The organism is Prevotella sp. PTAC (genome assembly GCF_013166535.1).
GTDB lineage: Bacteria > Bacteroidota > Bacteroidia > Bacteroidales > Bacteroidaceae > Prevotella.
Map to the genome: position 1 here is coordinate 97033 of NZ_JABKKK010000006.1, position 13570 is coordinate 110602.

11 protein-coding genes and 2 tRNA genes are annotated in these 13570 nt (G+C 46.6%); 7 read left to right on the top strand and 6 right to left on the bottom strand.

Features of this window, described 5'->3' with window-relative positions; all coding sequences use genetic code 11:
- Positions 1 to 24 precede the first annotated feature (24 nt).
- The 4 genes from HPS53_RS05885 to HPS53_RS05900 are packed head-to-tail and all read left to right on the top strand — an operon-like array spanning position 25 to position 3360.
- Positions 25 to 1008 (top strand): Gfo/Idh/MocA family protein, encoded by a 984-nt coding sequence (locus HPS53_RS05885; RefSeq protein ID WP_172205037.1) that lies wholly within the window; start codon positions 25 to 27, stop codon positions 1006 to 1008.
- 9 nt (positions 1009 to 1017) lie between these two features.
- Positions 1018 to 2094 carry a DUF4421 domain-containing protein gene (locus tag HPS53_RS05890; RefSeq protein WP_253942831.1) on the top strand — a complete coding sequence of 359 codons (1077 nt, stop codon included), beginning with the start codon at positions 1018 to 1020 and terminating at the stop codon, positions 2092 to 2094.
- A gap of 7 nt (positions 2095 to 2101) precedes the next feature.
- Entirely contained in the window at positions 2102 to 2965 is an 864-nt protein-coding gene (locus HPS53_RS05895) for an N-acetylmuramoyl-L-alanine amidase-like domain-containing protein (protein ID WP_172205040.1), read from the top strand.
- 8 nt (positions 2966 to 2973) lie between these two features.
- Positions 2974 to 3360: a YkvA family protein gene (locus tag HPS53_RS05900; RefSeq protein WP_104368684.1), complete on the top strand. Its 387-nt coding sequence runs from the start codon at positions 2974 to 2976 to the stop codon at positions 3358 to 3360.
- Positions 3361 to 3426: 66 nt separating this feature from the next.
- Here HPS53_RS05900 and HPS53_RS05905 read toward each other — a convergent pair.
- Positions 3427 to 3497, bottom strand: a tRNA-Cys gene (locus HPS53_RS05905).
- A gap of 270 nt (positions 3498 to 3767) precedes the next feature.
- Positions 3768 to 4805, bottom strand: a complete 1038-nt coding sequence (locus HPS53_RS05910) for a diacylglycerol kinase family protein (RefSeq protein ID WP_104368686.1) — start codon at positions 4803 to 4805, stop codon at positions 3768 to 3770.
- A 157-nt stretch (positions 4806 to 4962) separates the two neighbouring features.
- Between HPS53_RS05910 and HPS53_RS05915 the strand changes: the two genes are divergently transcribed.
- Positions 4963 to 6150 (top strand): aminotransferase class I/II-fold pyridoxal phosphate-dependent enzyme, encoded by a 1188-nt coding sequence (locus HPS53_RS05915; RefSeq protein WP_172205043.1) that lies wholly within the window; start codon positions 4963 to 4965, stop codon positions 6148 to 6150.
- A gap of 83 nt (positions 6151 to 6233) precedes the next feature.
- Positions 6234 to 6307 (top strand) — tRNA-Pro (locus tag HPS53_RS05920).
- Positions 6308 to 6499: 192 nt separating this feature from the next.
- On the opposite strand, the gene HPS53_RS05925 is transcribed toward HPS53_RS05920, so the two are convergent.
- From HPS53_RS05925 to HPS53_RS05940, 4 genes are all read right to left on the bottom strand, one after another.
- Entirely contained in the window at positions 6500 to 7735 is a 1236-nt protein-coding gene (locus tag HPS53_RS05925; protein WP_172205046.1) for a DUF5103 domain-containing protein, read from the bottom strand.
- 16 nt (positions 7736 to 7751) lie between these two features.
- Positions 7752 to 9092 carry a retropepsin-like aspartic protease gene (locus HPS53_RS05930; protein ID WP_172205049.1) on the bottom strand — a complete coding sequence of 447 codons (1341 nt, stop codon included), beginning with the start codon at positions 9090 to 9092 and terminating at the stop codon, positions 7752 to 7754.
- A 295-nt stretch (positions 9093 to 9387) separates the two neighbouring features.
- The gene (locus tag HPS53_RS05935; RefSeq protein WP_172205052.1) at positions 9388 to 10401 is read right to left on the bottom strand and encodes a GGGtGRT protein; all 1014 of its coding nucleotides are present in this window, start codon (positions 10399 to 10401) and stop codon (positions 9388 to 9390) included.
- Positions 10402 to 10415: 14 nt separating this feature from the next.
- Entirely contained in the window at positions 10416 to 11117 is a 702-nt protein-coding gene (locus tag HPS53_RS05940) for an iron-sulfur cluster assembly scaffold protein (protein WP_104368691.1), read from the bottom strand.
- 315 nt (positions 11118 to 11432) lie between these two features.
- Here HPS53_RS05940 and HPS53_RS05945 point away from each other — a divergent pair, with 315 nt between their 5' ends.
- Positions 11433 to 13307 carry a TonB-dependent receptor gene (locus HPS53_RS05945; RefSeq protein ID WP_172205055.1) on the top strand — a complete coding sequence of 625 codons (1875 nt, stop codon included), beginning with the start codon at positions 11433 to 11435 and terminating at the stop codon, positions 13305 to 13307.
- The last annotated feature ends 263 nt before the right edge of the window (positions 13308 to 13570 follow it).

Genomic DNA, 13570 nt, shown 5'->3' on the forward strand with positions numbered 1-13570 from the left:
TTTGCCACATAATTAATACTTATTATGAAAATAATAAAGTGGGGATTTATAGGCTGTGGCGAGGTCACTGAAAAGAAGAGCGGACCTGCGTTTTCCGAGATAGAAGGCTCGGGGGTGGAAGCCGTGATGAGCCGTAGCAAGGAGAAGGCGCGCGGCTATGCCGAAAGGCATGGCATAAAGAAATGGTATACGGATCCGTTGGCGCTCATAGAAGACCCGGAGGTTAATGCGATATACATAGCTACGCCTCCGTCGAGCCATGCCACATTTGCGATAATGGCGATGAGAGCGGGCAAGCCGGTATATGTGGAAAAACCTCTTGCGGCATGTTATGATGACTGCGCGCGGGTGAACAGGGTGAGCGAGCAGACGGGAGTGCCATGTTTTGTGGCATATTACAGGCGCTATCTGCCGTATTTTAAGAAAGTGAAAGAGATTATCGACAGCGGGACGATTGGCAAGGTGATAAACGTACAGGTACGTTTTGCCGTTCCGCCGCGCGATTTGGACTATACGGGTGGTGACTGTCTTCCGTGGCGCTTGCAGCCCGACATTGCGGGAGGCGGATATTTCTATGACCTGGCATCGCATCAGCTTGATATGTTGCAGCACATATTCGGAGTGATAACAGAGGCATCGGGTATATGCGCCAACCGTGGAGGACTGTATGAGGCGGAAGACTCTGTGAGCGCGTGTTTCCGTTTTGAGAACGGACTTCCGGGTAGCGGTTCATGGTGTTTTGTGGCGCATGAGTCGGCGCGGGAGGACAGGATCGAGGTTATAGGAGATGTGGGACAGGTGAGTTTTTCCGTGTTCAATTATGATCCGATATCGCTGTACACCTCGACAGGATTGCAGAGCATAACCGTCCCCAATCCGCCTTATGTTCAGTTTCCGCTGATAAAGAATGTGGTGGAGCATCTTCAAGGGATGGGTGTATGTACATGTACTGCAGTGTCCGCCACTCCGGTGAATTGGGCGATGGACAGAATTCTGGGTAAGATATAGGGCGGTGTGATGAGGTTCGTATTGTGTCTCGTTGTCTGCTGTTCCATGTTGCTTGTCAATGCTGATGATGCTTTTGCCGGCAGAAGACGTGAGATGAGTAAGCTACGCAAGACGATAAGGGGACTGAGTTCTATCGACACGAACTATATAGAGCCCCAGCATTATAACTATACCATAATGCTGCAATCCACTTACAACTATGACCTCTATCAGATAAGGAGCAACAACGGACATGAAATGACATTCTCGCCGGATATGACCATGAGGTTGGGGCCGTATTTCGGCTGGAGATGGTTCTTTCTCGGTTATACGTTTGACTTGAAAAACATATCATTCGGTGGCGACAAACAGAAGCGTGAACTGGATTTCAGCATATACAGTTCGAAAATAGGCATAGATTTGTTTTACCGGCGCACGGGCAGTGACTATAAGATAAGGAGCGTAAATCTCGGTGAGGATATAGATGAGAGCCGGCTCAACGGTGTGCCTTTCGATGGAATCAGTGTCGGAATTACTGGAGCAAGCCTGTATTACATCTTCAATCATAGGCGTTTCTCGTATCCGGCGGCATTCTCGCAGAGTACGTGCCAGAAGTTGAGTTGCGGGTCATGGATGGCCGGAGTTGGATATACGCGCAATGACATGAAACTCGATAATGATAAGTTGCAGGAGGTGGTGGACAGTCATTGTGAGCCGAGTCCGGTGAAAATAGACAGCGGGCTGATGTTCAACAGTGTCAGATACTACAATGTGAATGTCTCTTGCGGATATGCCTATAACTGGGTTTTCGCAAAAAACTGGCTTTTCTGTGCCAGTGGAGCCGTGGCGGCGGCATACAAGCATTCCGATGGCGACACTAAAGACGGAGTCGGCAGAGGATTTGATTTCGACAATATAAACATTGACGGAATAGGACGTTTCGGAGTCGTGTACAACAACACACGGTTTTATGCCGGGTCAAGCCTTATAGTAAGGACGAATAACTACCATAAATCCAGGTTTTCGTCGAATGAGGTATTCGGTAATTTTAATATATACGTAGGATATAATTTCGGTAAAAAATTACATTACAGAAAGAAGGAATAATTAAGGGATGAGACTTTTATCGACAATATTGGCAATAATGATGAGCGTTGTGGCATCGGCGCAAAGATGCCATTATCTGCCTGAGGACAGCGTCTTCATAACGAGGCTGCTTGACAGTGCGCGTACACTTGACGGTTCGGAATGCAAGGAATTGTTTTTCGCCGGAAAGTTTCTCGGCCGACCTTATGTTGCCCACACGCTTGAAGTCTTTGATGACGAGCGTCTGGTGATAAACACAAGGCAGCTTGACTGCACTACACTTGTGGAGAATGTGGCTGCGCTCACGATGTGCGCTAATGTCGGTAAACTCACGTTCTCAGACTTTAAGAAAGCGTTGATGACGCTAAGGTACAGGGGAGGGGTGATGAATGGTTACACATCGAGACTGCATTATTTCAGCGATTGGATAGAGGATAAAACCAGGATGGGTATTGTGAGGGAGATACAGGAACCGAATCCGCCTTTCACGGCGCTTCAGCGGCTGAGCGTATACTACATGAGCGGTCATCCAAAAGCGTATAAGGCATTGGCGGCAGACGCCAAACTGGTGCCGGTAATAAGGAGGCAGGAGCAGGCTTTGAACGGGAAGACATACAGGTATATTCCCAAGGCAGCGGTAAGGAACGACGAATTGATGCGAAAAGCAGTCAAAGACGGAGACATCATAGCCATTACCTGCAACAAGAAAGGGCTTGATATAGCCCATCTCGGTTATGCGGTGTGGCATCACGACGGGCTGCATCTGCTCAATGCGTCGATGATTCATCGTAAAGTGGTGAAAGAGCCGATGACTCTTCGTGAGTATCTTGGCAAGCATCCGAGTCATACAGGAATCAGAATAATAAGAATAAACAGTAAAACAATAAAATAATAAAGACTATGGAACTACCTGATTTTATGAGTTATGCCGGTAAATTCTCGGCAAATGATTTTGTGGATAAGGTGTCAAGTATAGCCAAACGGGCCGGTGCGAAACTGGTCTATGCGGCATTGATACTGTATTATACATTACAGAGTGACAAGGTGTCTAAAAAGGATAAGGCCATGATAATAGGAGCGCTGGGCTATATGATCAGTCCGCTTGACGTTATTCCCGATGCTATTCCTATCGTGGGTCTTACTGACGACCTTACCGTTCTGATATATGTATTGAAAAAAGTGTGGATGGACGTTGAGCCTGAAATAAAAGAGAAGGCCAAGGACAGATTGTCGAAATGGTTTGACGAAGATGAAATATCGGAGATCAACGACCTTTTTAAGGAATGAAACTTTCGACGATTGGGTGTTTACTAAAAACGGCTGACAGTTAATCTGTCAGCCGTTTTTAGTGTGAGGTACCTAGCAGAGTCGAACTGCTCTACACGGTTTTGCAGACCGTTACCTAACCGATCGGCCAAGGTACCATTTCTTATTTGCGGTTGCAAAGGTAATGTTTTAATTTTATTCCGCCAAATTTTTCTTGCCTTTTTTATTGAAACAGGCGGGTTTCTTGGTTTTTAAAGAACTTTTTTCGCGTTTTACTTTCATCATTTGCTCTTTTATTTCACAACCGGTACACCCATAGCAAGGATTTCCTGCTTTTTTGAAAGCCTTGTAAATGCGTATTGCCGAGTATATCACCGCGATTGCGGTAATTGTCAGTGCTATGGTGATTTGCATGGTGGTGGGTTATGTCACATTTGAGTGAGTTTGCGGAACAGGTTCTTGTTTATGGCTTGTATTCGTCGGCCTTGTTTCTCGATGTCTTCCCTCACATTATTAATATTACTGTAAAGTCCCGAAAAAGCATTCAAGAAGAAATTCGGTTGGCATGTATCTTCCGTTATGTCAGGATTTATAACGATTTTTATTCCTTTTTCTTCTATGTGTACGTCAATGTCGCTTCCTGTCATTATAGGGTCTCCGTCGTAATGTATGGCTCCGGGTTTGCTTCGGTGAATATGTATCCTTTTCGCCCTGAAAGTCTTTATCTTGGAGTTTTTGTTGAGCGTTTTGTTGAGCAGGTCAAGGCTTATTTGCGGTGCGTCGAACACATCGAATGGTTCCATTATTATAACGTCCATCAATCCGTCTGTCATTGTCGCTTTCGGAGCTATATACGCATTGTTGCCGTATTGTGATGCGTTTGCGCATGCGATGAGGAACGCTTTATACTTCTTCGCTCCTGTCTCGTCTTCCACTTCGTATGTCTCAGGCTTGTATTTGAGTCCTTCTTTCAGTACATTCTCAACATAAGTGATAGGCCCTCGTTTGCCGGCCTCGGCAAATTTAAGGCTTATGAAAGCATCAAATCCCATTCCGCATGTACAGAAAAACGGCATGTCATTGATTATTCCGTAGTCGAGCGGCTCTATTTTGCATCTGTTTATGATTCCGATGGCCTTGCGTATATCCATTGGTATGCACAGATGGCGGGCCAATCCGTTGCCGGAACCGCACGGTATGATGCCGAGAGCTGTGTCGGAGTGAGCCAGTGAGCGTGCCACTTCATTGACAGTGCCGTCGCCCCCAACGGCCACGACCACGTCAATGTTTTCCGCTACACATTCACGGGCAATCTCAGCGGCATGTCCGGCATATTCGGTGAGACGTATTTGACAGTCGAATATATCTTTGTCGAGCGTCTCATCGATAATCCCGGGTATATCTTCTTTGCCATGGGAGCCAGATACCGGATTTAATATGAATACAATGCTTTTCTTATCAGTCATACGGATGCAAAAATACAAAAAACGTTTATAACTATAATCAACGTATAACCAAAAAAGGAGAAAAGTTACATTTATTACGAAAAAATTACACAGATTGATAAAAAATGTGTATCTTTGCAGCCTGTAAAAATACAAACGATTACCTGTTAGTTTTAAAATGGGACAATTACAAGAAAGATACAAGAGTTACCGCGAGCCTCAGAAATTTATGGAGGCTGACGTATATCCTTATTTCCGTGCTATCACAAGCAAGCAAGGCACCGAAGTTGAAATGGGAGGACACAATGTGTTGATGTTCGGTTCGAATGCCTATACGGGTCTTACCGGTGACGAGCGTGTGATAAAAGCGGCTAAAGACGCTCTTGATAAATACGGTTCCGGTTGTGCCGGCAGCCGTTTTTTGAACGGAACGCTTGATCTTCATGTACAGTTGGAGAAAGAGTTGGCCGAGTTTGAGGGTAAAGATGATGCCCTTTGTTTTTCCACAGGATTTTCTGTTAATGCAGGAGTGATTGCCATGGTTGTAGGTCGTGGCGACTACATTATTTGCGATGATCGTGACCATGCGAGTATAATTGACGGCCGCAGATTGTCTTTTGCCAAGCAGTTGCATTACAAGCACAATGATATGGAAGACTTGGAGAATCTTCTTAAATCATTGCCTCATGAGGCTGTAAAGCTCATTGTCGTAGACGGGGTGTTCTCAATGGAGGGTGATTTGTGTAAACTGCCGGAAATCGTGGAACTTAAACATAAGTACAATTGTTCCATTATGGTGGATGAGGCTCACGGTCTTGGTGTCTTCGGACGTAACGGTCGTGGCGTTTGCGACCATTTCGGACTTACGGATGAGGTTGATCTCATAATGGGAACATTCTCCAAGTCACTTGCAAGTATCGGAGGATTTATAGCCGGTGACAGTGATACTATTAACTATTTGCGTCATACTTGCCGCACATATATATTCAGTGCCTCAAATGCCCCGGCAGCCACGGCGGCCGCAATGGAAGCACTGCATATCCTTAAGAGTGAGCCTGAGCGTATAGAGGATTTATGGAAAGTAACACGATATGCACTGCGTCGTTTCCGTGAAGAGGGCTTTGAGATCGGTGAGACAGAGAGTCCTATCATACCGTTGTATGTACATGATGTGGAAAAGACATTCCTGATTACCAAACTTGCGTATGACGCAGGAGTGTTCATTAATCCGGTAATACCTCCGGCATGCGCTCCGCAAGACACTCTTGTGCGGTTTGCATTGATGGCAACACATACCGAGGAACAGGTTGAGCGTGGTATACAGATGCTCAAAAAGATATTTGTGGAACAAGGAATAATAAAATAATTATTCAAAAACTTGCATGGCTCGGTGAAAATTGTTAACTTTGCAGCCGCAAAGAGAAGATGTGTTTATCGAGTCATTTGCAGCGGGGTGTAGCGCAGCCCGGTAGCGCTCCTGGTTTGGGACCAGGCGGCCGCAGGTTCGAATCCTGTCGCCCCGACAAAAAAGAGAATCCGATGGGTTCTCTTTTTTTGTTTATTCATTTATCTGTTAGATATGCAATAGTGGCAGATGGGATATTGGGGGTGATGGATTGCGCATAATCTATACTTTATACCCCAATGTAAAGACAGGATGATTTCTTTGTTAAGTCTAAATTTTAGGCTGCCTGAAAAGGAAGATGATCCGGTTTTCATGGTTTGAACTCTACTTGTCTGTATCCCACCAACCGCCATGTCCGACCGCCTGTATCTTTATAATAAATATACGCCTGATATCTGTTTTCCGTTTGATAGAAGCTGCCTTCTGTTGGAGGTATGCTTGTTGTGCCGTTGTCGTTCAGCAGAGTGTAACGGTATGAGTAATATCCTTGTTTCTGCATGATGATGGCGTTGTAGGTATTATCCGTTCCGTCGTATGTCATAGTGTAGTTATCTGTTTGCTCATCTGTCGTCCACTGGCCGTCGATCAGCAGTTTGCCTTGTGGTATAAGCGGTGATTTCAATTTGTAATGCACAAACACATAGTCGCTTGTATAGTCGTTTTCTATATTGTCGCTGTTGCGGATATAGAACGCTCCGTTGGCGTCAACGTCATAAATATAGTTTAACCGCGGCTCTGCGACAAACGGATATGCGTTATAGTAGTGTCCGTCCCACGACATTCTGTCTATACCCATTGTGGGGTGTGATAGTGCGAGTATTTCAAACTTACGGTATTCATTGCCGGCTTCGAATATATAGCTTCGGTTATGGCTCCATTTCAGCCCTTTGTTGCTTATGAAGTTCGGTTTGATGTTTGTCTTGGCGTTGTCTCTTCTGTCGTTTTGTGTCACCACGGTATATATCTGTTCGTTGTGGTTTGTTATGTTTATGCTGCCGTAGTTTAGCGACATCGACACCTGCTGGTGGCTTCTGTTTATGTCGATATCAGTATTGGCAGACACTTCCAACCCTACGTTTACCAGCGGTTCAAGTACCATGAACTCTGCCGTAAGTATCCTTTCTCCCTCTTCGTCATTCACCGTCAGTCTGTAGTTGCCGCTCATTTTCAGTCGGCATCGTTCGTTCGGTATTGTCAGGGTGTAGTGTGTGTACAGCACGGTTGTGTTTATCGAGTTCTGGTAGTCTTCTATCGGGTTGTCGTTAAATCCGCTCAGATAGTCGCTTTCAAAAATCTCTTCCGACAGGCTCCAATCCGCTTCGCAATGGTCTATGTGGTATGTGAACCGTTTGTACTCGTGCGAAAGTTCGTCAAAGCCGATGTTCAGCACGTCTCCGCTGTTCAGTCGCATTACCGGAGGAGATAGCCAGTCCTTGTTGACAACTGTCTGTAATGATTTTACGGTCGGGCTGTATATAATGTTTTTTGCCCCGGCAGTTCCGCAGAGCATAAGTATAATTACAGTGATGATATTCGGATATTTCATTTTAGGAATTCGGATGTTATTGATATGGTATCGCTTCTAAATACATATCTTTAAGATTTATGATAACACGTGAAAACTTTTCAGGTAAGTCCAAACCTATTGTTCCGTCTTCTTCACGGTTCAGATAGGCAGTGTTTTTCAGTTGTCCTGTGTTCAAATCTATACCGGTATTCACATTTACAGAGTCAAGGACAATGAAACCGTTTCCTATGCGGAACTCCATTTGGGGTAAAACGTAACTACGGGTGATAGACACGCCACCCACGCCGGCCATACGTAAGGAGTCGGGCATGCCCGTGTTTTCGACCTCGACTTTGTGGCTGTTATACCATTTGGGCAACAAAGTAGTGTAATAACAGCCTGTGTCGAAATGAAAGCAAAGCGGATTCCCAGCTTTATCGGTGGCGGCCAAACGCAGATTTTCACCGTCTGTCCGTAGCAGATTGCTTTCATGCAGCGGATTTGGTGTAGGTGTGGCGGGTATTATAAACTCTCGGTTAGCGAAGTCCAACTGCACTTCTTTCATACGTAGCATGATTGGAAGTCCGATTACCGGTGGTATGTCTTTGCATATACTGTCAGCATTTGTGTTGCCTGTTTGGATATCTACCACAAAGAAGGGTACGTTAGCCCATGCCATTCCGCCAATGCGTAAGGTGTCACACAAGGCATATCGTCCTTGTTGCATCCCGATACCCATCATAGGCATGCCGGCATCCAAAAGGTGAAAACCGTATTCTTTTGCTTGTTGTGAGGAGATAATATTTACCCCTGCACCCGTATCGAACAGTAGCCGGGTTTCATTTCCGTTAATTCTACTGTCGATATTGAGCGAGTGCTGTTCCGTTTCGTTGTTTATAATCATGGGAATGCGGTATTCACCCGTTGAGTGCAGCGGTTTACAAATTTCTCCGTAAGAAGCGTAAGTCTTATATTGTTGTGCCAATACACGATAGTTTTCTGTCTGAGTGCTGTCCACGTTTTGTGCGGTCAGTTGGTCGTAGAGACTCTGTATCAGTCCGGCGGCCTCGGCGTAATGTTCTGTTCGAGCCAGATTTATACCCATTAGCGTCGCCATGCCCAGGGTGTTGGATCCTAACTCTTGCTGATTGTTGTTCAGCAAGTCTCCTAACACAATACATGCAGAATCCGGGCGGTTGAAATAATGATGCGTCATGGCGACAGCCATTTGGTGCAGCAAAGGCGTAACGGAATCCATAGGTGTTACTTTCAATTCCCGTGCGAGGTCAAACCAGCGATTCTCGCTCATAAATCTGCCGATGCGTTCGTCTGCGTTCTGTGCCCTGATTGTTAGAGGGAGAACAAAACAGAGAAGCAGAAAAAGTATCTTTGCCATTCTTGTATATTATGGTTAATCTAATCCGATATTAAAATGAATTCTTATCGGTTGGTTATAAAATGATTTCGTGTATTTAATCAATAAGCGCAAAGTTATGAAAAATATCAATCAAGTTGTCTTTGTCCGGTAAAAAACTTTGTTTTTACGATAAAAACGATGTAAATGCCGGGTTGTTTGATATCTATTTGGCGGTCATTTACCAATCGTATGCTGTCATGGGAAATAAAAAAATCTCCTGTCATCAATATCAATGACGGGAGATTTTTATTGGATATAAATCTTTTGTTGCGGTTTATTTACCGTTCAACGCAAGTGAAACCTCAACGGCAATAGATACCGTAGCACCTACCATCGGGTTGTTGCCGATGCCGAGGAAGCCCATCATCTCTACGTGTGCGGGTACTGATGATGAACCTGCGAACTGTGCGTCGCTGTGCATGCGGCCCAGTGTGTCTGTCATACCGTAAGATGCGGGACCTGCCGCCATGTTGTCCGGGTGCAGTGTACGGCCGGTACCTCCACCGGAAGCTACCGAGAAGTAGGGTTTGCCGGCGAGCACACGCTCTTTCTTGTATGTACCGGCAACGGGGTGCTGGAAGCGTGTCGGGTTTGTGGAGTTACCTGTGATAGATACATCCACGTTCTCTTTCCAAAGGATAGCCACACCTTCGCGCACATCGTCTGCTCCATAGCATTTAACCTTTGCGCGGGGACCGTCAGAGTAAGGAGTTTCCTTTACCACATTGACTTCGCCTGTGAAGTAGTCAAACTTGGTCTGTACGTATGTGAAACCGTTGATACGGCTGATGATCATGGCTGCGTCCTTGCCAAGACCGTTTAGGATGACGCGAAGCGGCTTCTGGCGTACCTTGTTTGCTTTCTCGGCGATTTTGATGGCGCCTTCGGCAGCAGCGAAACTCTCGTGACCTGCGAGGAAAGCGAAGCACTCGGTCTCGTCGCGGAGCAGGCGGGCTGCGAGGTTACCGTGACCGATACCTACCTTGCGGTCGTCGGCAACAGAACCGGGAATGCAGAAACTCTGCAGGCCGATGCCGATGGCCTCAGCTGCCTCAGCCGCATTCTTGGCACCTTTCTTTATTGCGATGGCCGCGCCACATACGTATGCCCATTTTGCGTTCTCGAAACAGATGCGCTGTGTGTCCTCACACATCTGATAAGGATCCACGCCGGCTTTCTCGCAAATCTCGTTTGCTTCCTCGATGCTCTCGATTCCGTTCTCTTTCAGAGCGGCCAGCACCTGGTCGATGCGACGCTCGTAGCTCTCGAATGATACTTTTCTTATCATATTCTGTGTCCTCCTTATTCTTTACGTGGGTCAATAGTCTTAACGATTCCCTGCTCGGCGGTGGTGCGTCCGTAAGAACCTGTAAATTTCTTCACAGCCTCGTTGGCATCCATGCCGTCTTTGATGGCTTCCATCATCTTGCCGAGGTGTACATACTCGTAGCCGCAAACCTGGTCGTCCTTGTCAAGGAACATCTTTGTGATGTAGCCTTCCGTCAGTTCGAGATAGCGTGTACCTTTTGCCACCGTTCCGTAGAGCGTACCGGTCTGGCTGCGCAGGCCTTTTCCGAGGTCTTCAAGACCGGCACCGATTACGAGACCTCCCTCAGAGAATGCGCTCTGTGAGCGGCCGTATACGATCTGGAGAAACAACTCGCGCATCGCTGTGTTGATTGCGTCGCAAACAAGGTCGGTGTTCAGTGCTTCGAGGATGGTCTTTCCCGGCAGGATTTCGGATGCCATGGCGGCAGAGTGTGTCATACCCGTGCAACCGATAGTCTCTACCAGACACTCCTGGATGATACCCTCCTTGATGTTCAGAGAGAGTTTGCAGGCACCCTGCTGGGGCGCACACCAACCCACACCGTGGGTATAACCCGAGATGTCTTTAATCTCCTTTGCCTGAATCCATTTTCCTTCTTCAGGAATGGGAGCGGGTCCGTGGTTGGGACCTTTTGCAACAACGCACATGTTGTTGACTTCATTAGAATAAGTCATATTCCCTAATGTTTATGTAAAAATGAATAATAAATATTTGCTACTTAGCATTTGCAAAATTAATAAAATCTTTTTGAAAAATACCTATAAGATGCTATTCTTTTTTACTCTATTAACTTCATTGTGTTCCCCTGTGCGGCATGTGGCGCGGTGTCGGTGTGTTTGTTTCATGTCATTCATCAATGTGATTGAATATGGGTTTCTGATATTCCGAAGTGTAATCCATGTAGTATAATCCGTAATCAAGGTAACGGCTTTTAGTGTATTATTTATTAATTTTGCAGCCGTATATTAACGGTTATAAACCATTTCGTAATGAGAAAGACTATTATATCGGTCGTCGTTTTCACATCCTGTTGTGCGGCTTATGCGCATAATGACAGTATAGTGGGGATTGGCAATGTCGTAATAACAGGCACACGTAATGCCGCTGATGTGCGACATCTGCCCATGACAGTGACTGTTGTCGGGCGCGATAAACTTGAAGAGAGCCATCAGTCGTCTGTCTTGCCCGTGGTGATGAGGCAAGTGCCAGGCCTTTTTGTCACGAGTCGTGCCATGATGGGATATGGTGTGAGCGGAGGCGCGGCTGGAGGAATAAGTCTGCGCGGGCTTGGCGGAGGCGCGGGGCAGATGCTTGTGCTTATAGACGGGCATCCGCAGTATCAGGGTATTTACGGGCATACGATCAGCGACAGCTATCATACCATGATGGCGGAGCGTGTTGAGGTCTTGCGCGGCCCGGCATCGGTGCTTTATGGTTCGAATGCCATGGGAGGTGTGATGAATATCGTCACCAGAGGCATGCATGGCGATGGAGTGCGCAGCGAGGTCAACATTGGTGCCGGAAGCTACGGCACGTTTCAGGCCGATGTGTCAAACTGTGTTCGCGGCGGACGGTTTACGAGCACCGTGGCATTACAATACGGACGTTCGGATAATCACCGTCCTGACATGGGATTTGAGCGATATGGAGGATATGTGAGGTTCAGCTATGATTTCAACACCCACTGGAACGCGTATTTCAATACTGATATAACCCATTTCAACGCATCCAATCCGGGGCGTGTCGACACGCCGCTTTATGGCGCCGACCAGTGGATAACGCGCGGATTGGCGACAGTTGCCGTTGAGAACCATTATAACCGCACGAGCGGCGCTATCAGCGTGTTCACGAATTTCGGTCGTCATAAGGTAGACGACGGTTCCGGAAGTGTTGATAATCCCACGTTGCGCCATTTCCGCTCGAAAGACGCTCTCACCGGTGTCTCGTTGTATCAGAGCGTGCGCCTTTTCGCCGGCAACCGCCTGACCGTGGGTGCCGACTATCAGCATATATACGGTTATGCTTATTATACATCGAAAGCAACAGGTGAAGTGCTTGACACTCCCAACAAACAAAGTGGCAAATCGTATCGAAATGAGATAGCGGCCTATGCGGATTTCAGGCAGGACATCACTCCGTGGCTTACAGTAGATGCCGGTATACGTGCCGACCATCACTCTGTGACGGGCACGGAGTGGGTGCCGCAGGGCGGTGTGGTGGTTCGCCCTATGGCTTCGGGAGAGCTTAAAGCTATGGTAAGCAAGGGATTCCGCAATCCGTCGATGAAAGAGATGTATCTCTATCCGCCTTCAAACACCGGTCTTTCGCCCGAGAGACTGACGAACTACGAACTGTCGTGGAAGCACCGTTTGCGGGCTGCGGCTCTCACATACGGGGTAAACCTGTTTTACATTGACGGTGACAACATCATCGAGACAGTATATGAAAACGGCCGGCCGCGAAATAGAAACAGTGGAGTGATAGAGAATTGGGGTGTTGAGGCGGATCTGTCTTACAGGGTTAACGGCCGTTTGTCGGTTGTCACCAACCATAGTGTGCTCGGAATGAAGAATCCGGTGCTTGCCGCTCCCGGATATAAAGGTTTTTTCGGTGCCGACTATCATGACGGCAAGTGGATTGTGAATGCCGGTTTGATGTATGTGGGCAGGCTTTATACCGAGGTTGGAGAGAATGAGGCGAAAGAGGATTTTTGTCTGCTCGATATATCCGTTAGCCGAAAGATAACTTCGGGGCTAAGCATGTGGCTGAGCGGTGAGAACTTACTGGCACGGAAATATGAGGTTAATGTCGGTTTCCCAATGCCGGGAGCCACTTTCATGGGAGGTATAAACTGGAAGTTCTGACGCGGGTAACAGTATCATGGTGGCGGTTTCTTTTAACAGCCTTCTCAGTGTTTTTCTTTAATTGTATATCGGCAACTGTATCGTGATAAGATTTGTTTTTCGCTTGTTTTTGGTATAAATTTGTAGAAAATAAAATGCTTGCCGTTATGAATAATCTGATATTTTTATTACACTTGTCGTTCTCGTTGTTGCATGTTTATGCAAAAGTTGGTAACAGTGAAATTTGACAAAAACAATCTTTTCTCGGTTTGAGATACCGTTTT